This window comes from Novosphingobium fluoreni (assembly GCF_014196615.1).
GTDB lineage: Bacteria > Pseudomonadota > Alphaproteobacteria > Sphingomonadales > Sphingomonadaceae > Novosphingobium > Novosphingobium fluoreni.
Genome location: NZ_JACIDY010000005.1, coordinates 225,589 through 244,121 on the forward strand (window position 1 = coordinate 225,589; position 18,533 = coordinate 244,121).

Genomic DNA, 18,533 nt, shown 5'->3' on the forward strand with positions numbered 1-18,533 from the left:
GCACTCGGCGGTTCTGATCCGGTACGTTCTGGTCTAAGGCCTCGCCACGAAAGGCAGGTTTGCATGAAATTCGCGCGCAAGGTCTGGAAGTTGCTGGTGGCGGTGAAGGACGCGCTGGTCCTGGCGCTGCTGCTGCTGTTCTTCGGCCTGCTCTACGCCCTGCTGTCGATGCGGCCCACGCCCGGCAAGGTGAGCGAGGGCGCGCTGGTGATCCAGCTGGACGGCGCGGTGGTGGAAGAGACGGCGGACGTCACCACCACAGACCTGCTGGTGGCCCAGACCACCAATGCCAATCTGCCCGCCGACGTGCGCGCCCGCGACGTCGAACGGGCGCTGCTGGCGGCGGCGAAAGACAGCAAAATCAAGCTGGTGGCGATCGACTTGTCGCGCTTCACTGGCGGCGGCTTCGTCCACTTGCGCGATATCGGCGCGGCGATGGATGCCGTGCGCAAGGCGGGCAAGCCGGTGCTGACTTATGCGGACACCTACGCCGACGATGGCACGCAGCTGGCCGCGCACGCCAGCGAGGCCTGGGTCAACCCCATGGGCGGTGCCCTGGCGGTGGGGCCGGGGGGCAACAACCTCTATTTCGGGACCTTGCTGCAGAAGCTGAAGATCAACGCCCACGTCTTCCGCGTCGGCACCTACAAGACTTTCGTGGAGCCCTATACCCGCGATGGACCATCGCCGGCGGCGATCGAATCGTACACCGACCTTTACGGCGGCCTGTGGCGCAATTGGCAGGCGGACGTGAAGAAAGCGCGGCCGAAAGCGAACCTGGCGCTGGTGACCGGCGATCCGGTGGGCTGGCTCAAGGCTTCTGGTGGTGATTTTGCCAAGGCGTCGCAAGCGGCTGGCCTGATCGACCGGATCGGCACGCCCAGCGACTTCGCCTCGCGCGTGGCGCAGCTTTCGGGTGCAGAGGCATCGGACAAGCCCTCGGGGCAATTGGTCGGCACGCAACTGGCAACGTACCTTGCCGCGCATCCCGAAAGCCGCAGCGGCGCGCAGATCGGGGTGGTGACGATCGCCGGCAATATCGTCGATGGCGAGGCCGGACCCGGCACCGCCGGTGGCGATCGCATCGCCCAGGCTCTGGATGACGCCTTGAGCAACGACATCAAGGCGCTGGTGGTGCGCATCGATTCGCCCGGCGGCTCGGTGCTGGCATCGGAGCGCATCCGCCGATCGATCGAGCGCTACAAGCAGAAGGGTATTCCGATCGTCGCATCGATGGGTAACGTGGCGGCGAGTGGGGGCTATTGGGTTTCCACGCCGGCCCAATATGTCTTCGCCGAGCCGGGCACGATCACCGGTTCGATCGGCGTATTCGGCATACTCCCCTCATTCGAGCGGGCCTTGGCGGATATCGGCGTCAGTTCGGGCGGCGTGAAGACCACTCCGCTTTCAGGCCAGCCCGATCTCCTGGGGGGACTCTCGCCCGAGCTGGAGCAGATCGTGCAGATCGGCATCGAGAATGCCTACGCGAAGTTCCTCGGTATTGTCGGCAAGGCGCGCGGCAAGACGCCGCAGCAGGTCGATGGAATCGCGCAAGGCCGCGTCTGGACGGGGGAACGCGCGCGGGAGAACGGCCTGATCGATGGCTTCGGCGATCTCGACGCCGCGCTCGCCTACGCTGCGAAGGCGGCAAAGTTGGGCAACGCGGCCTGGCAGGTGAAGTATATCGGCCGCAAGGAAGACCCGTTGAACGCCTTGCTCCTGCAGATGTATCGCAAGCGGGGCACAGGTGGTGACATCTCCGCCTTCGCCGCCCGGCGTCAACGGATGCAGTTGGCGACCGCACTCAACCAGGCGGAGGCGATGGTGTCGGGCCAGGGGATGCAGGCGATGTGTCTGGAATGCCCCGGCGTCCCATCGACGGCGACGCTGCGTTCATCGGCAGGATTGGGCACGATCGGGTGGATGAAGCAGCTCGTTCTTCTGGTGAACTAGATCAAGAACGGGGCGAGTGCCATGCTCAGCCCCATTCCCTTGCCATCAGCCCTGCATCGGCGGCGGCATCTCTATCGGACCCTGATCCGGAGCGTCGATATCCGGCGCTTGTCCCGGCACTTCGTCCGGTCCTTCAGGGGTGCCGGGCTGCTCGGGTGCAGTGGGCGCAGGCGTCACTTCGTCTGGCGAAACGTCGGGGCGGTCGATATCAGGGCGCGGCGCGCCCGGGTCGGTGGCCATCAGGTCATTCCTTTGTTCTTGATCGGGTATTCTCGATCCCTGGTCAACCAACGCCCACCGCGCCGCCAAGTTGCGCGCGCTGGCGGCGGACCCTTGCTCAATCCGGCGAGGGTCTATAAGGGCACGTCCCTTGAGTTTCAGGCTACGAGTTTCTTTGCGGGCGTGGCGGAATTGGTAGACGCGCTGGTTTTAGGTACCAGTATCGAAAGATGTGGGGGTTCGAGTCCCTTCGCCCGCACCAATTTTCCGCCCGTGTGAGGATGCTCCGTGCCGCGTGTACAGGAAGGCATCGGACCAATGCAGATCGTCGAGACCACCAATGAGGGGCTGAAGCGCGCCTATACGGTGACCATCCCCGCCACCGAAATCTCGGCCCGCATCGAGGGTGAGGTGAAGCGCATCGCCCCGACGATGAAGATGCCCGGCTTCCGCCCCGGCAAGGTGCCCGCCAATCTCGTCAAGAAGATGCATGGCCCGGCGCTTCACCAGGAGGCGCTGCAGACCTCCATCAAGGAAGCGATGGACAAGTTGGTGGCGGATAACGCCCTGCGTCCCGCGATGCAGCCCGACGTTTCGCTGGGCGAAGGCTATGAAGAGGGCAAGGACGCCGAACTGTCCGTCAGCCTGGAAGTGCTGCCCAAGATCGAAGCGCCCGCGATCGATGGCCTGAAGCTGGAAAAGCTGACCGTGCCCGTCGCCGACGAGGCGGTGGACGAGCAGGTGCAGAAGTTTGCCGAGCAGCAGAAGAGCTACGAAGCCGCAGAAGGCCGCGCCGCCGAAGATGGCGACCAGGTGATCTGCGATTTCGTCGGCAAGCTAAACGGCGAAGAGTTCGAGGGCGGCAAGGCTGAACAGCAGGCGATCGTGATCGGCTCGGGCCGCCTGATCCCTGGCTTCGAAGAGCAGCTCATCGGCGCCAAGGCCGGTGAAGAGCGTACCATCACCGTCACTTTCCCCGAAGATTACCCGGCCGCCAACCTCAAGGGGCAGGACGCCACCTTCGACATCACCGTCCACGAAGTGAAGGTGCCGGCCGAAACCAAGATCGATGACGAGTTCGCCAAGCAGCTGGGCCTGGAAGGGCTCGACCAGCTCAAGGGCCTGCTGCGCGGTCAGCTCGAATCGGAGACCGAAGGCCTTACCCGCACCCAGATGAAGCGCCAGCTGCTCGACCAGCTTGCCGCCGGTCATGATTTCGCCGTGCCGCCGACGATGGTCGAGGCCGAGTTCGAGCAGATCTGGCAGCAGCTTCAGCAGGAAGCCGCGCGCGAGGAAGACCCCGAAGCCGCGATCGCCGAGATCGAGGCCGAGAAGGAAGATTATCGCAAGATCGCAGAGCGCCGCGTGCGCCTGGGCCTGCTGCTGTCGGAAATCGGCCAGAGCAACGGCGTCGAAGTGAGCGCGCAGGAGATGCAGATGCTGCTGCAGCAGGCCGCGCAGCAGTACCGCCCGGAAGATCGCCAGCGTTTCGTCGAGTATGTCCGCCAGGACCCGATGGCCGCAGCCCAGCTTCGCGCGCCTCTTTATGAGGACAAGGTCGTCGATTTCCTGATCGAGAAGGCCGACGTGACCGAGCGTGAAGTGACGCGCGAAGAGCTGCAGGCCGCGATCGAAGCGGACGCAGACGAAACGACCTCCGACGCCAAGCCGAAGAAGGCAGCGGCGAAGAAGGCCAAGAAGGCTGACGCGACCGACGAAGCGGAAGCCGATGCCGAGCCGAAGAAGGCTCCTGCCAAGAAGAAGGCAGCCGAGCCTGCTGCAGCTGAAGCCGAGACAGAGGCTGACGCGGAAGCCAAGCCTGCGGCGAAGAAGGCTCCGGCCAAAAAGAAGGCCGAGGCCGCCGACGAAGGCGATGCCGCTGAAGCCGAGGCCAAGCCGGCCAAGAAGACTCCTGCGAAGAAGGCGGCCACGACCGAGGATTGATCCTCTCGCTATGATCTCACGCAAGGAGCGTCGCGGCCTGGCTGCGGCGCTTCTTGCTTTTGGGGCCAGATCGATCTGCCTGGGATCAGTGCTTTGCGGCAGGCTTTAGGCGGGTGATTTGTGGTACGAACGCCGGACTATCCCCAACCTGCGGGGAGCACATGGCCGATACGTGGGTTAATGCCCTTGAACTGAAGCCAGAGGCACGCGACATAGCGGGTCCAGATTGAAGAGGACCTCCATGATCGACTTGTTCGGCGCAAGCGGCGCCCAGGGTAAGTTCACCGCCGATCCCGTGACCGGCGCACTCGTGCCGATGGTGGTCGAACAGACCAGCCGTGGCGAGCGTAGCTTCGATATCTACTCGCGCCTGCTGCGGGAGCGTATCGTATTCATCACCGGCGCGGTCGAGGATCACATGGCCTCGCTGATCGTCGCGCAGCTGCTGTTCCTGGAGAGTGAAAATCCCTCCAAGGATATCTCGATGTACATCAACTCGCCCGGTGGCGTGGTAACGGCCGGCATGGCGATCCATGACACCATGCAGTACATTCGCCCACGCGTGTCCACCGTCTGCATCGGGCAGGCCGCCTCGATGGGTAGCTTCCTGCTCGCGGCGGGTGAGCCCGGCATGCGGATCGCTCTGCCCAACGCCCGAATCATGGTGCACCAGCCTTCGGGCGGCGCGCAGGGCATGGCCAGCGATATCGAAATCCAGGCTCGTGAGATCCTGCGGATGCGTCGCCGCCTGAACGATCTCTACGTCAAATACACCGGCAAGTCGCTGGATGACATCGAGAAGGCGATGGATCGCGACACGTTCCTGGAGGCCGACGAGGCTTTGACCTTCGGTCTTGTGGACAAGGTGTTCGAGAGCCGGCCGGACGCGGAAAAGGCCGAAGAGGCAAAGTGATACAGGGAGGGTGGCCCTTGGGTCACCCTTCATCTGGCGGCAACCATCGCTAGCTAGGATTGATCAACAGGCCCCCCGCAGAGTAAGGGTGGCGAGTCGCCCCGCGCCGGGGCAGCAAGAACGAGAATGACCAAATTGAGCGGATCTGACGCCAAGAGCACCCTTTACTGCAGCTTCTGCGGGAAATCGCAGCATGAGGTGCGCAAGCTGATCGCGGGTCCGACCGTGTTCATTTGCGATGAGTGTGTCGAGCTTTGCAACGACATCATCCGCGAAGAAACCAAGGCAGGTATTGCCGGCAAGAAGGACGGCGGCGTCCCATCGCCGCGAGAGATCTGCGAAACGCTGAACGACTATGTCATCGGCCAGGATCGCGCCAAGCGCGTGCTTTCGGTTGCGGTGCACAACCACTATAAGCGGTTGAAGCACAGCGGAAAATCCGGTGATGTCGAGCTTTCGAAGTCGAACATCCTTCTGATCGGGCCCACCGGTTCGGGCAAGACGCTGCTGGCTCAGACGCTGGCCAAGACGTTCGACGTTCCGTTTACCATGGCCGACGCCACGACGCTTACCGAAGCGGGTTACGTGGGCGAGGACGTGGAAAACATCATCCTCAAACTGCTGCAATCCTCCGACTATAATGTCGAGAAGGCGCAGCACGGCATCGTCTATATCGACGAGATCGACAAGATCAGCCGCAAGGCCGAGAATCCGTCGATCACGCGTGACGTTTCGGGCGAGGGCGTGCAGCAAGCGTTGCTCAAGCTGATGGAAGGCACGACCGCCTCCGTCCCGCCGCAGGGTGGCCGCAAGCATCCGCAGCAGGAATTCCTGCAGGTGGATACGACCAACATCCTGTTCATTTGCGGCGGCGCGTTCGCCGGGTTGGACAAGATCATCTCCGATCGCCTGCAGAAGCGTTCAATCGGTTTCGGCAACCATGTCGCCGATCCCGACAAGCGCCGCATTGGTGAACTGCTGCAGAAGGCAGAGCCGGAGGATCTCCTCAAGTTCGGTCTGATCCCGGAGTTCGTCGGACGTCTCCCCGTCATCGCGACGCTGGAAGATCTGGATATCGTCGCGCTGGTGAAGATTCTCAGCGAGCCGAAGAACGCGCTGATCAAGCAGTATGCCAAGCTGTTCGACCTTGAAGACGTTGAGCTGACGTTCACCGACGATGCGCTGGAGGCGATCGCGCAGCGCGCTATCGAACGCAAGACCGGCGCGCGTGGCCTTCGCTCCATCGTGGAAAGCATGTTGCTTGACACCATGTTCGACCTACCGACCGAGAACAACATTGCCGAGGTCGTGGTCGATAAGGACGTGGTGGAAGGCCGCAAGGAACCGGTCCGCGTTCACAAGGGCGACAAGGCCGAAGCCGCCGCCTGATCCTGATTGCCCGCCTTGCCAGTAATGGCGAGGCGGATGTTCCCCGACTTTTTTCCAAGCAAGGCCGCATTGCCCCGCAATTGCGGCCTTGCTTTGTAGGGGTCCTCTTGCTTCCCTAGCGGCGGCATCATCGCCGTGCTGGAGACCAAGACCTGATGACTGACGCCCCAGCTTCCGATGCTTCGGTAGAAGCGCATGCCAACGGACTGCAGTGGCGTATCCTGATCGGCTTTATCGCTGGGCTGGGGGCGGGTCTTCTGGTCTATACGTTTGCGGCGGGCGCGCCGTGGGTTTCGACTATCGTGACGTACGTCACGGGTCCGATCGGCCAGATCTTCCTCCGGCTACTGTTCATGCTGGTTCTGCCGCTGCTGTTTTCCGCGCTAGTTCTGGGCATCGCCGAGATGGGCGAAATCCGGGCACTGCGCCGGGTCGGCATCGCCACGCTGCTTTATACCATCATCGTCTCCGGCATCGCCGTCGTCCTGTCGCTGACGATCGTCAACGTCCTGCGTCCGGGCGCCGGCGTCGATCGGGACGCGGCGCAGGCATTGCTGGCGCAAGGCGGGCAGGCCGCATCCGGCATTGTCGCCGCGTCTAAAGAGGCGAAGGGCGGCGTCGAAGCAGTGCTGGGCATCGTGCCCACGAACGTCATCACCGCCATGAGCCAGAACGATATCCTGGCGGTGATGTTCTTCGCGCTGTTTTTCGGCATCGGCATTCTGCTGGTGCAATCACGCAAGACCGATGTGTTGAAGGACGCGATCGAAGGTGTGTTCCAGGTGGCGATGAAGTTGATCAACATCGTCATCCAGCTCGCGCCGTTCGCCATCTTCTGCTTCATGTTCAACCTGGCCGCGCAGTTCGGGTGGGATCTGCTGTTCAAGCTGGCGGCCTACGTCGGCGTCGTGCTGTTGGCCCTGGCCTTGCAAACCTTCGGTGTGTTTTCGCTGCTGCTGGCGTTCATCGCCAAGAAAAGTCCGATCGCCTTCTTTCGCGAGACGCGCGAGGCGAGCCTGATGGCCTTCTCCACCGCCAGTTCAAACGCCACCCTGCCGACCTCGCTTCGGGTTGCCGAGGATGAGCTAAAGCTGCCCACGAAAGTGTCGCGCTTCGTCCTGACCATCGGGGCGACGGCAAACCAGAACGGCACCGCCATGTTCGAAGGCGTGACCGTGCTGTTCCTGGCGCAGTTCTTCGGAGTTAGCCTGGACTTGGGGCAGCAGATCTTCGTGATGCTGGTGTGCATCCTGGCGGGCGTGGGCACCGCGGGGGTACCGGCCGGATCGCTGCCGGTGATCGCCCTGATCCTGAACGGCGTTGGCGTGCCGCCCGAGGGCATCGGCCTGATCCTGGGCGTCGATCGCTTTTTGGATATGTGCCGCACAACGCTGAACGTCATCGGCGATCTGGTAGCGGCGACGGTGATTTCCGCAGTCACCAAGGAAACGTAAATCGTCCGGGTATTGCGCGCCTTACGGTCAGGCGAAAATGGCGACGACATCCAGCAGGAGACCGAGAAGCGACACGCTTTGCCATAGAAGCCAGAGGATGGTTGCGACGATCGACGCAGCAATGAACCAGTGGACCTTGCAGTAATAGAGGTAGCGCAGCCAGAAGCGCTTCCACCATCGCATCAGTCGGCGCGGCTCTTGGGCTTCTCCAGTACCTTGGCCTTGAAGCTGCACAAGTCCACCACCGGACAGCGCCAGCATTCGGGTGTGCGGGCCTTGCAAATGTAGCGGCCGTGCAGGATCAGCCAGTGATGAGCGCCGATGCGAAAGGGTTGGGGCACTTTCTTTTCCAGGCCCAGTTCCACTGCGAGCGGCGTCTTGCCCTTGGCCAACCCCGTGCGGTTGCCGACGCGAAATATATGAGTGTCGACCGCGAAGGTCTCCGCACCGAACGCGGAATTCATCACCACGTTGGCGGTCTTGCGGCCCACGCCGGGCAACGTGACAAGGGCATCGCGATCGGCCGGCACCTCGCCGCCATAGTCCCGCACCAGGATTTCCGACAAGGCGATGACGTTCTTGGCCTTCGAGTTGAACAGACCGATCGTCTTGATGTGTTCCTTCAGGCCTTCTTCGCCCAATTCGATCATCTGATCGGGCTTGGTCACTTCCCGGAACAGCGCGCGGGTGGCTTTGTTGACGCCTACGTCGGTTGACTGGGCTGAAAGAACGACGGCCACCAGCAACTGGTAGACATTGTCCCGGCCGTATTCGAGCTCCGTCACCGGATCGGGATTGGCCTCCGCCAGGCGGCGGAAGAACTCGAAAATATCGGCCTTCTTCAAAGGTCGAGCACTTCGGGCATCGTGTATCGCCGCGCCGGTTTGCCGACCAGCCACTGGCAGGCCCGCACCGCACCCTTGGCGAAGATCGAGCGATTCTCGGCCATGTGAGACAGGGTGACACGCTCGCCATCGCTGAGGAACATCACTGAGTGGTCGCCCGCCACCGAGCCGCCGCGCAACGACGCAAAGCCGATCGTGCCGTGTTCGCGCTTGCCCGTGATCCCGTCCCGCCCGCGCTCGCTATGCTCGTCCAGGCCAATCCCTCGACCCGCGGCAGCGGCTTCGCCCAGCAGCAGCGCAGTGCCGGAGGGCGCGTCCACCTTCATGCGGTGATGCGTCTCGACGATCTCGATATCCCAGTCTTCGGCCAGGCGGCTTGCCGCTTCGCGCACCAGATGGGCCAGTAGGGTGACGCCAAGCGAGGTGTTGCCGGTTTGCAGGATGGCGATCCGCTCCGCCGCGTGATCAATCAGAAAATGGTGGCGCTCTTCCAGCCCGGTGGTGCCGATCACCACCGGTACCCCGGCGGCCACCGCCGCATCGAGATTGCCCTCCAACGCGGCGGGGGACGAGAAATCCACCAGTACGTCGCTGTGCGCGGCCAAGGCGGCGACATCGCCATCCTTGTCGATCCCGCCGGCTAACGTGGCTCCTGCCTCCGCGATTGCGGCGGCGATCGCCTGACCCATGCGACCGGCGCTGCCGATGATGCCGATGCGAATACCTGAAGATGTCCCCGAAGACGTCATTGCGCGATCCTTGTTGCGCGTGTCTCATGCCGGTGATGAAGGACATCCGCAATATCGTCATCCTCTCCGGCGCCGGGATTTCAGCCGAGAGCGGCATCGACACGTTCCGCTCGGAAGGCGGCTTATGGGAACGGCACCGGGTGGAGGACGTCGCGACGCCCGAAGCCTTTGCGCGCGATCCCGATCTGGTGCTGCGCTTCTATGACATGCGCCGCGCCGCCATCCAGACCAAGGAGCCCAATGCCGCGCATCTGGCGCTGGCGCGGCTCGATGCGGAATGGCCGGGCGAATTGCTGATCGTGACCCAGAATGTCGACGATCTTCACGAGCGCGCCGGTGCTGAGCGGGTGCTGCATATGCATGGGGAGCATCTGCTCGCCTGGTGCACCGCCTGCGATACGCGCTCGCCTTGGACCGGCACTCTGATCGAGCGTCCGCCGTGCCCGGTGTGTGGCGAGCGGGCGCTGCGGCCGGACGTCGTGTGGTTTGGCGAGATGCCCTATCGGATGGACGAGATTTATGCGGCCCTGCGTGAGGCGGACTTGTTCGTTTCGATCGGCACGTCCGGCGCGGTCTATCCCGCTGCGGGCTTCGTGCGCAACGCGCGGGAAATGGGCGCGCATACGCTGGAGTTGAATCTGGAGCCGTCCAAGGGAACCCGCTGGTTCGAGGAAGCGCGCCATGGCCCGGCGACTCAGATCGTGCCGGCCTGGGTGGACGAGGTGCTTTCGGCCGCGTCCTAGCGCGACGTGTTCTGCAGAAGGGCGAGCGTCTGGGAATCGCGATCGCCGAACCAGCGATCTATCGTGCCGCCAAAGTCCGCCCCCGCTCCCTCGAATAAAGTGAGGGACGAGCGCAGCTTCATCGCGTCGATTGTGCCGAAGACACGCTCCGCCGTGGTGGTCTCTAGCGAATTGAGCGCCGACACGCATTCACGCAGTCGTGCCCCCAGCAGGGGATGCGCAAGATAGGCCCGCGCTTCGTCCAGCGATGCGATGGCATAGTGCTGCGCTATCGCACTGCGTCCCAAGCCCGCGATCTGCGGGAAAATGAACCACATCCAATGGCTGCGTTTCGCGCCTGCCCGGATTTCCGCCAGGGCATCGGCGTAGGTCTGCGCCTGCGCTGCCACGAAGCGGTGGAGATCGTCGGTCATGTCGCACCGCAGCCCTTGCAGCCGGGGTCTTTCGCAATCGCTAGCGGGCGAAGCGAGGGGGTGAGACCATCCAGGAGGTGGATCGTGCCGAATTGCGGATCGCCGAGCGCGGCATGGCCTTGAAGAAGCACGCGCATGGCCTGCATCGCGCCGAAAGTGCCGGCCATCCCGGCCATCGCGCCCAGCACGCCATCGGCAGCGCAGGTATCGCAATCCTCGGCATCGAAAGCGTCGCCCACGAAGCAGCGGTAGCACGGCTGATCGGGCAAGTGCCCGGCGAAGTTGGCGATCTGACCTTGGAAGCGGCCGATCGCCACACTGGTGAGGGGGATGCCGGCGGCAACGCTGGCATCCGACACGATCAACCGCGTCGCGAAGTTGTCGCAGCCATCCAGCACCACGTCCGCGCCGGCCAGCAGAGCGGCGACGTTCTCACGCGTGACGCGATCGACGATGGCGCGCACTTGCAGCGCGGGATCGAAGCGATGGACCCATGCGGCTGCGACCTTCGCCTTGGCATGCCCGACATCGGCGGGCGTAAAGATGGTCTGGCGTTGCAGGTTGCTGAGGTCGATCGTGTCGGAATCGATCAGAGTAAGCTGTCCGATCCCGGCGGCGGCGAGGTATTGCAGGGCGGGGCTGCCGATCCCGCCGCAGCCGATCAGCACGATGTGGCCTTGCGCCAGCGCCACTTGCCCGGTGCCGCCCACTTCGGGCAGCACGATATGGCGCGCGAAGCGTTCGAGGCGGTCGGGCGATAGGCTCATTGCGAAGGACTCTGGGGCGCCAGCGCTGCGCGTTCCCGGGTGAAGCCGTGGAGACCGTGCCACCATTGCGCCGCGATCACCGCGCCTTTTGCCGGGCCCAACATCGCCAGCATCATCGCCACCGCCGTCGGCAGCAACAGCGTCAGGATGACCGCGGGGGAAAGATCGAGATCCAGCGTCAACGCGATCATCACCGGGGCTAGCAGGTGCCCGGTCAGCAGCATCGCGATGTAGGCGGGGAAATCGTCGGCCCGGTGATGGCTCCAGTCCTGTCCACAATGAGCGCAAAGCTCCTGCGATTTCAGCCACTTGCGAAATAGCGGCGCCTCGCCGCAGCGTGGGCACCGCCCACGCACGCCGCGTTGGATGGCGCGCCAGAAGGTCGCGGGCAGGGCGGGAGAACACACGGTGGGGATCATCCCCAGCGCCTTATCGCAAGCGCTGCGCCGGGAAAAGCGCGCTGCTCAATCCGCCAGTTCGGTCCGGTCGCGCCCCAGGTGCTTGGCGGAGTAGAGCGCCTTGTCGGCGCGGCGGGCCGTATCGTCGAGATCGTCGAAGCCGCACGTGTCGGCCAGACCACAGGAGAACGTCAGCCCGGCGCCGGGCAGGGGGTGTCGCGCAATCGAACTGCGCAGTCGGCCCATCGCCGCGTGGGCCTGATCCAGCGTCGCGCCGGGCAGCAGCACGGCGAACTCCTCGCCGCCCCAACGCGCGCAGATATCGGTACCGCGCACCGTATCGCGCACGCGCTGCGCAAAGGCGAAGAGCAGCTCATCACCGACATCGTGGCCCAGGTGGTCGTTGATCGCCCGGAAATGATCCAGGTCGATCAGCGCAAGGACCGCCGGGCGCTCCCCGACCAGCAGGCGCTCGGCCGCGCGCATGAAGCCGCGGCGATTGAGGATCTTGGTCAGCGGATCATGTTCGGCGACGACGACCATGGCATCCGAACGTTCCTCGGCGTCTCTGGCCGCTTGGCTCACCCCGCGCAGCAGACGTCCGACCAGATCCTCTCCGCCCACCGGGATGTCCGCCACAGACTCGCCGATTTGGATCGCGCGCAACATTGCCGTTGCCGTTGCCAGGGGGGCCAGCAACGCATGAATCGCCGCCGTGGCAAGACCCGCGCCCAGGAGCGCCGCCAGCAACATCATGCCTGCGGTGCGGGGCGGCCATCCCAATGTCGTAAAGCCAAACGCGAGAACAAGGACTGTCGGCAGCAGTACCGCGAGAAGCGCGATCGTCAGGAGGCGAAGCTCGAATTGACGGGGAAACAGGAACTGTGTGGCCCTGTAGAAACGCATGACCGGTACCGCTCTCCTGCCCGGCGGTTCCCTTGGCGGGCCCGCTCTACGTGATGATGCCTATTGGGCCTTCATTGATAGAGAACGGTTGTTTCATAAGGAAATTAGTAGCGTACATCACAAAAAGCAGCGGGGCCGGAAAGCGTGCTTCCCGGCCCCGGACTGGCTGTGTTGCGAATGTGGCGGCTCAGCTTTCCAGCTGACGCAGCAAGCTGCGCACATCGCCGTCCATGTCCGCGTCGCGCGTACGCAGTTCCTCGATCAAGCGCACGGCGTGGATCACGGTGGAGTGATCGCGCCCGCCGAACTTGCGGCCGATCTCGGGGTAGGAGCGCGGTGTGAGCACCTTGGCGAGATACATCGCCACCTGCCGCGGCCGTACCACGGCGCGCGCGCGGCGCTTGCTGCTCATCTCCGTCTTGTCGATGCGATAGAACTGGCAGACCGTGCGCTGGATCTCGTCGATGGTGATCCGGCGGCGGTTGGCCGAAAGGATGTCGGTCAACTGCTCTTCGGCCAGTTGCAGCGACACCGCCTGACCGGTCAGCTGGGCATAGGCGATCAGCTTGTTGAGGCCGCCCACCAGCTCGCGCACGTTGCGGTTGATGGTGCGGGCCAGGAATTCGATCACGTCGGCCGGAACCTGGACCGAGGCAAAGCGGGTGAGGCGGCTTTCCAGGATCGAGCGGCGCAGTTCGATGTCGGCAGACTGGATATCGGCCACCAAGCCCATCGACAAGCGGCTGAGGAGGCGCGGCTCTACCCCGTCGAGCGCCTGGGGCGCACGATCGGCGGCGAAGACCAGGCGCTTGCCTTCGGCCAGCAGCGCATCAATCGTGTAGAGCAATTCCTCCTGCGCGCTCGCCTTGCCGATGATGAACTGGATATCGTCCACCAGCAGCAGGTCGAACCCGCGCAGTCGGGACTTGAACTCCATCATCTGATTGTGGCGCAGGGCCTGGACGAACTCGACCATGAAGCGCTCGGCCGAGCAGTAGAAGATTCGCGCGCTGGGATGGCTGGCCAAGTAGGCGTGGCCGATCGCGTGCAGCAGGTGCGTCTTGCCCTGGCCCGTGGCGGCCTTGAGATAGAGCGGCGAGAACTGCGGCGTCTCCAGCGCGGCCATGCGCTGCGCGGCGTTGGCGGCCAGCACGTTGCTGGTGCCGGTGACGAAACTGGTGAAGGTCTGCGAGGCGTCGATATTGGCGGCGCCTTGAGTCAGGGTGGCGAACGCCTCCCCTTCCAGCGCGGCGGCCATCGGGTCGCTTTGGGCCAGCGAATCATTAGCCGGGCGACGGGGGCTGCCGCCACTGCCCAGGCGCAACTCGGGCAACTGCTTGCGGCCCGGATGCACCAGGATACGCACATGGCGCACATCGGGCCGCGCGATCTTCCAGGCCAGCGAAAGCCGATCCGAGAAACGGTCCTGCACCCAGCTCGCGGAAAATTCGGTAGGCAGATAGAGATCGAGCGTGCCCGTCTCCTTGCAGTAGTTGCCTGGCTGGATCGGCTTGATCCATTGACCGTGGACCTGCTGGCCAAGATCCTTGCGCAGACCCTGGCTGATGTCGGCCCAATCGGCCGCCAGGTTCAACGCCTCGTGATCCTCTTCCATTTCCACCCGCACCAATTTCGCTTTCTTGCCCGCAAATTGCGCCGGCTGTTCCGAGAACCCTGTCAACCGACCGCCTCCTTGTTCATGAAGCTGCCCTCAGGCCGCCTTCGTGATCATGCCGGCAGTCTAACACAAAGCTTCGCCCCCGGTGGCAAAACGGTTTTGCCGCCCACGAGTTAGTGCTTTCGATTTCGACCCCGGCACGTTTCGATCAACGGCCTGGGGACGTTCTAGGAAGCCTTCGACTGCCAAGGCAAGAGCGCGTCCCCAAATAAAAAAACTATTTGAGATTGACACCGGGCAGACTGACGCAAAACCTTAATAGTGAGATTTCTGCTGAGAAATCAGTAACTTTTGCCGTTCGCGATTTCGAATCGCAGCAATTCTGCGCTTTAGTGCAATTGGCGACACAATGATGACAACGCCAAAGAAATAGGCCGGAGGTTTCCCCCCGGCCCATGTTCTACTTCCGTACCGGCCCGGCGTCTTGGCAGACGCCCGACTCGAACTGTCAGAGCGCGGAGACGCGCTTCGACAGACGCGACATCTTGCGCGATGCGGTGTTCTTGTGAAGCACGCCACGCGACACGCCACGCGCCAGTTCGGGCTGTGCAGCCTTCAGCGCTTCCGCGGCGGCGGTCTTGTCGCCACCGGCGATCGCGGCTTCGACCTTCTTGATGAAGGTGCGGATGCGGCTGACGCGGTTGGTATTCACTTCAGCGCGGCGCTCATTGCGGCGGATGCGCTTGCGGGCTTGCGGCGTATTGGCCATGTTCGTCCTCGTACCTGGCCTGTCGCGGCCTTCGCTGATCTGTTGAAACTGATTGGCGAGCGGACTCGCCGGGAAGCGGGGCCCTTACCCGTACCCCCACATATGGTCAAGCCGCGAGTAGTTTTGCCTGCCCCTCATTTCTGGCATTTCGCACACCAGAAGGAGCTGCGCCCACCCTGTACGAACCGTTGCACCGGCGATCCGCAAGCGCAAGGATCACCCTCCCGGCCATAGACTTGCCAGGCGCTGGCGAAATAGCCCAGCTCGCCCGACGGCTGCGCGTAATCGCGGATGGTGGACCCGCCCGCCGCGATCGATTCGGTCAGGACTTCTTGTATGGCAGGCACCAGTCGCTTGAGTGCCGCGAGCGAGACGGCGCCCGCTTCCTTGTCTGGCCGGATGCCGGCGCGGTGCAGCGCCTCGCATACATAGATGTTGCCAAGGCCCGCCACGATTCGCTGATCGAGCAGCAATTGCTTGATCGGTGCGATCCGGGCCGCAAAGGCCTGTTGCAGGTGCCGCGGTGTCAGGCCATTGCCCAGCGGCTCCGGACCGATCGCGGCGAACGGCGGCCAACTGTCCAGCGCGGCGGTGTCCACCAGATCGACCGAGCCGAAGCGGCGGGCATCGTTGAGCGCCAGCACATGACCCGAGCCGGTTTCCAGGACGAGGTGATCGTGCTTCTCGATCTGCGAAGGCTCGATCCGCCAGCGGCCCGACATGCCCAGATGAAATATCATGGTGGAGCCGCGATCGATGTGGATTAGGCCATACTTGGCCCTGCGGCCGAGCGTGGTGACGGTGGCCCCGGTCATCGCCTGCACCAGCCCTTCGGGGAAGGGGCGGCGCAAGTCCTGGCGGTTTAGCGTGAGCCGGGCGATCCGTTCGCCCTCAAGATAGCGCATCAGGCCGCGCACGGTGGTTTCAACTTCGGGGAGTTCGGGCATCGTGGCGGGTATATAGGGAACGCGGAGCGCAACACATAGACGCAACCCTTTGCGCTCGCCGTGAAACCGCCTAAAGCGCCTCACATGAGCGAAACCGTGTCCTTCGGCTACGAAGAGGTCAGCCCCGCCGAGAAAACCGAGCGCGTGGGTTCCGTATTCTCCAACGTCGCACGCAAGTATGACGTGATGAACGATGCCATGTCGGGTGGCATGCACCGCCTATGGAAGGATCGCTTCGTTCGTCGGGTGAAACCGCGCGAGGGTGAGCAAATTCTCGACATGGCGGGCGGCACCGGGGACATCGCCTTCCGCATGGCCGCCAAGGGCGCGCGGGTGACCGTCAGCGACATCAACCAGGACATGCTGGACGTGGGCGTGGAGCGCGCGATGGAGCGGGGCATCGATGGCCTGGTCTGGTCGCGCCAGAACGCCGAGGAGTTGTCGTTCGGAAATCGCTTCTTCGATGCCTACACGATCGCGTTCGGCATCCGTAACGTGACCCACATCGACAAGGCGCTGGCCGAGGCGCACCGCGTGCTGCGCTTTGGCGGGCGATTCTTCTGCCTGGAATTTTCAACCGTGGAGTGGCCGGGCTTCAAGGAAGCTTACGACGCCTACTCGCACCACATGGTGCCCCGCCTGGGCCAGATGATCGCGGGTGATGCCGATTCCTATCGCTATCTGGTGGAATCGATCCGCAAGTTTCCACCCATGCCACAATTCCAGGGCATGATCCGTGACGCCGGCTTCGTACATACCAAGGTCGAGCCGATCATGGGCGGGCTGGTTGCGATCCACAGCGGGTGGAAAGCTTGACGCCTGCCAAGCGACGTAAGCTGGCCGATGTTCTCCCTCCGCACTGGCTGCGGGGGGCGGGAGAGGGCTGCCTCACGCTAGACCCGGCAGCGGGCCAGCTGATGTTGCGGGCTGGCCGTTGACCAGCTCCGTCATTCACCTCGCCCGGCTGCTCAAGTGGGGCCGCGTGCTGGCGCGGCACGGAGCGTTGCGCATCATTGAGGAAGGGCGCAACACGCCCCCGCCGGTGCGCCGTCTGTGCCGTGTGGCCAGGTTCGGCACCAGTCAGCCCAAAGTGCCGGACTATGCCCGCGCCTTTCAGGAGATCGGCCCCGCCGCGATCAAGCTGGGGCAGACGCTGGCGACTCGGCCCGATCTTGTGGGCGAGGAAGCGGTGCGCAACCTGCTGACCTTGCAGGATCAGTTGCCGCCGCTGCCGTTCGATCTCGTCCGCCAGGAAATCGAGAACACGTTCGGCGCGCCGGTGGAGCGTTTGTTCGCCAGCCTTGATCCGGAACCCATCGGATCGGCCTCGATCGCGCAAGTCTATCGCGCCGTCACTGCCGAGGGTCGCACCGTCGCGGTGAAAGTGCTTCGTCCCGGCGTGCGGGAGCGATTCGCGCGCGATATCGAAACGTACGAGTGGGCCGCCGCGCATCTTGAAGCGCTGGGCGGCGAAGCGTCTCGCTTGCGCCCGCGCGCTGTCATCGCCAACCTCAAGCGATGGACCTTGCGTGAACTGGACTTGCGGCGTGAGGCGGCCTCCGCGTCCGAACTCGCCAAAGCGATGAAGGGATACGAGGGTTACCGCGTTCCTGATATCGATTGGGATCGCACCAACGGCAAAGTGATGACGGTCGAATGGATCGACGGCATCAAGGTCAGCAATCACCAAGCGTTGAGCGAAGCGGGCATCGATCGGCCGGTGCTGGCCCGCAGGCTGGTGTTGGCCTTTCTGACTCAGGCGATAAACGCAGGCTATTTTCATGCCGACATGCATCAGGGCAACCTGTTCGTGCAGCCAAGCGTGACCGATCCCGCCGGGACGATCGTGGCGATCGATTTTGGCATCATGGGCCGGATCGACCGGCAGGCGCGGCAATGGCTGGCGGAAATCCTCTATGGCCTGACAACGGGCAATTATCGCCGCGTCGCCGAAATCCACTTCGAGGCGCAGTACGTGCCGAGCTATCACTCGGTGGAGGAATTCGCCACCGCGCTGCGGGCCGTGGGTGAGCCGATGCGGGGCAAGCCTGTCAGCGAGCTTTCCGTTGGCCAGATGCTGGACGGTCTGTTCGCCATCACGCGCGATTTCGACATGCAGACCCAGCCGCATCTGCTGCTGCTGCAAAAGACGATGGTGATGGTCGAAGGCCTTGCCACATCGCTCGATCCCTCGATCAATATGTGGGACGTGGCTGCACCATTCGTGCGCAACTGGATCCGCGACGAGCTGGGGCCTGAAGCGTACATCGCCGATCGCCTTCGCGAAGATCTCGATACGCTGATGCGCTTGCCCGCATTGGTGCGCCGGATCGAGGAAAAGTACCCACCAAAGGGTGGCGCGCCCGAACAGGCGCCGCTGCCGCCGGTCGAGCTGCTGTGGTCTCGTAAACGCCATACTAACCATTGGCTGGGATATGCTGGCGCCGCCGTGGGCGGAGGTCTGGCTGTATGGGTGCTGTCACTATCGGGACTGCTGAGCTAGGGT

The 18,533-nt window shown here is 63.6% G+C and carries 19 protein-coding genes and 1 tRNA gene; 9 read left to right on the top strand and 11 right to left on the bottom strand.

Going from position 1 to position 18,533, the window contains the following annotated elements; translation table 11 throughout:
* The first annotated feature begins 63 nt into the window (after positions 1 to 63).
* Positions 64 to 1,953 carry a signal peptide peptidase SppA gene (gene sppA, locus GGR39_RS11850; RefSeq protein ID WP_183617328.1) on the top strand — a complete coding sequence of 630 codons (1,890 nt, stop codon included), beginning with the start codon at positions 64 to 66 and terminating at the stop codon, positions 1,951 to 1,953.
* Between the two features lie 45 nt (positions 1,954 to 1,998).
* On the opposite strand, the gene GGR39_RS11855 is transcribed toward sppA, so the two are convergent.
* Entirely contained in the window at positions 1,999 to 2,193 is a 195-nt protein-coding gene (locus tag GGR39_RS11855; RefSeq protein ID WP_058737022.1) for a hypothetical protein, read from the bottom strand.
* 156 nt (positions 2,194 to 2,349) lie between these two features.
* On the opposite strand from GGR39_RS11855, the gene GGR39_RS11860 reads away from it, so the two are divergent.
* The 5 genes from GGR39_RS11860 to GGR39_RS11880 all read left to right on the top strand — a co-directional run bounded on the left by GGR39_RS11860 (position 2,350) and on the right by GGR39_RS11880 (position 7,872).
* Positions 2,350 to 2,434: transfer RNA gene (locus tag GGR39_RS11860), tRNA-Leu, on the top strand.
* 56 nt (positions 2,435 to 2,490) lie between these two features.
* Positions 2,491 to 4,116, top strand: coding sequence for a trigger factor (gene tig, locus GGR39_RS11865; protein WP_183617329.1), 1,626 nt, complete (start codon positions 2,491 to 2,493; stop codon positions 4,114 to 4,116).
* A 241-nt stretch (positions 4,117 to 4,357) separates the two neighbouring features.
* Positions 4,358 to 5,029 carry an ATP-dependent Clp endopeptidase proteolytic subunit ClpP gene (gene clpP, locus GGR39_RS11870; protein ID WP_183617330.1) on the top strand — a complete coding sequence of 224 codons (672 nt, stop codon included), beginning with the start codon at positions 4,358 to 4,360 and terminating at the stop codon, positions 5,027 to 5,029.
* 126 nt (positions 5,030 to 5,155) lie between these two features.
* Positions 5,156 to 6,418, top strand: a complete 1,263-nt coding sequence (clpX, locus tag GGR39_RS11875; RefSeq protein ID WP_058737019.1) for an ATP-dependent Clp protease ATP-binding subunit ClpX — start codon at positions 5,156 to 5,158, stop codon at positions 6,416 to 6,418.
* 155 nt (positions 6,419 to 6,573) lie between these two features.
* Positions 6,574 to 7,872 carry a dicarboxylate/amino acid:cation symporter gene (locus tag GGR39_RS11880; RefSeq protein WP_058737018.1) on the top strand — a complete coding sequence of 433 codons (1,299 nt, stop codon included), beginning with the start codon at positions 6,574 to 6,576 and terminating at the stop codon, positions 7,870 to 7,872.
* 27 nt (positions 7,873 to 7,899) lie between these two features.
* Here the strand turns inward: GGR39_RS11880 and GGR39_RS11885 are convergent, their stop codons facing one another.
* Genes GGR39_RS11885 through dapB form a run of 3 tightly spaced genes read right to left on the bottom strand, consistent with a single transcriptional unit; the run spans position 7,900 to position 9,466 of the window.
* Entirely contained in the window at positions 7,900 to 8,055 is a 156-nt protein-coding gene (locus GGR39_RS11885; RefSeq protein WP_183617331.1) for a hypothetical protein, read from the bottom strand.
* On the bottom strand, positions 8,055 to 8,717 hold the full coding sequence (nth, locus tag GGR39_RS11890; protein ID WP_183617332.1) for an endonuclease III: 663 nt from the start codon (positions 8,715 to 8,717) through the stop codon (positions 8,055 to 8,057). The genes GGR39_RS11885 and nth overlap by 1 nt, the downstream gene beginning before the upstream one ends.
* A complete protein-coding gene (gene dapB / locus GGR39_RS11895; protein ID WP_183617333.1) occupies positions 8,714 to 9,466 on the bottom strand; it encodes a 4-hydroxy-tetrahydrodipicolinate reductase in 753 nt (250 codons plus the stop codon). Before dapB ends, nth begins: the two co-directional genes overlap by 4 nt.
* A 35-nt stretch (positions 9,467 to 9,501) precedes the next feature.
* Between dapB and GGR39_RS11900 the strand changes: the two genes are divergently transcribed.
* A complete protein-coding gene (locus GGR39_RS11900; protein ID WP_183617334.1) occupies positions 9,502 to 10,209 on the top strand; it encodes an NAD-dependent deacylase in 708 nt (235 codons plus the stop codon).
* Here GGR39_RS11900 and GGR39_RS11905 read toward each other — a convergent pair.
* The 7 genes from GGR39_RS11905 to mutM form a co-directional block, all read right to left on the bottom strand.
* Complete coding sequence (locus tag GGR39_RS11905; RefSeq protein ID WP_183617335.1) at positions 10,206 to 10,622, bottom strand: DUF1810 domain-containing protein; 417 nt, start codon at positions 10,620 to 10,622, stop codon at positions 10,206 to 10,208. The genes GGR39_RS11900 and GGR39_RS11905 overlap by 4 nt on opposite strands.
* Positions 10,619 to 11,389, bottom strand: a complete 771-nt coding sequence (locus GGR39_RS11910; protein WP_183617336.1) for a HesA/MoeB/ThiF family protein — start codon at positions 11,387 to 11,389, stop codon at positions 10,619 to 10,621. Before GGR39_RS11910 ends, GGR39_RS11905 begins: the two co-directional genes overlap by 4 nt.
* The gene (locus GGR39_RS11915) at positions 11,386 to 11,808 is read right to left on the bottom strand and encodes a DUF983 domain-containing protein (protein ID WP_183617337.1); all 423 of its coding nucleotides are present in this window, start codon (positions 11,806 to 11,808) and stop codon (positions 11,386 to 11,388) included. Before GGR39_RS11915 ends, GGR39_RS11910 begins: the two co-directional genes overlap by 4 nt.
* Positions 11,809 to 11,853: 45 nt before the next feature.
* Positions 11,854 to 12,693, bottom strand: a complete 840-nt coding sequence (locus GGR39_RS11920) for a GGDEF domain-containing protein (protein ID WP_183617338.1) — start codon at positions 12,691 to 12,693, stop codon at positions 11,854 to 11,856.
* 187 nt (positions 12,694 to 12,880) lie between these two features.
* Positions 12,881 to 14,308 (bottom strand): chromosomal replication initiator protein DnaA, encoded by a 1,428-nt coding sequence (gene dnaA / locus GGR39_RS11925; RefSeq protein WP_058737011.1) that lies wholly within the window; start codon positions 14,306 to 14,308, stop codon positions 12,881 to 12,883.
* A 511-nt stretch (positions 14,309 to 14,819) separates the two neighbouring features.
* The gene (gene rpsT, locus GGR39_RS11930; protein ID WP_058737010.1) at positions 14,820 to 15,080 is read right to left on the bottom strand and encodes a 30S ribosomal protein S20; all 261 of its coding nucleotides are present in this window, start codon (positions 15,078 to 15,080) and stop codon (positions 14,820 to 14,822) included.
* 134 nt (positions 15,081 to 15,214) lie between these two features.
* Positions 15,215 to 16,027 carry a bifunctional DNA-formamidopyrimidine glycosylase/DNA-(apurinic or apyrimidinic site) lyase gene (mutM, locus tag GGR39_RS11935; protein ID WP_183617339.1) on the bottom strand — a complete coding sequence of 271 codons (813 nt, stop codon included), beginning with the start codon at positions 16,025 to 16,027 and terminating at the stop codon, positions 15,215 to 15,217.
* A gap of 84 nt (positions 16,028 to 16,111) precedes the next feature.
* Between mutM and GGR39_RS11940 the strand changes: the two genes are divergently transcribed.
* Both GGR39_RS11940 and ubiB read left to right on the top strand, forming a co-directional pair.
* The gene (locus tag GGR39_RS11940; protein ID WP_058737008.1) at positions 16,112 to 16,843 is read left to right on the top strand and encodes a class I SAM-dependent methyltransferase; all 732 of its coding nucleotides are present in this window, start codon (positions 16,112 to 16,114) and stop codon (positions 16,841 to 16,843) included.
* Positions 16,844 to 16,961: 118 nt separating this feature from the next.
* Positions 16,962 to 18,530: a 2-polyprenylphenol 6-hydroxylase gene (gene ubiB, locus GGR39_RS11945; RefSeq protein WP_183617340.1), complete on the top strand. Its 1,569-nt coding sequence runs from the start codon at positions 16,962 to 16,964 to the stop codon at positions 18,528 to 18,530.
* Positions 18,531 to 18,533: the final 3 nt, after the last annotated feature.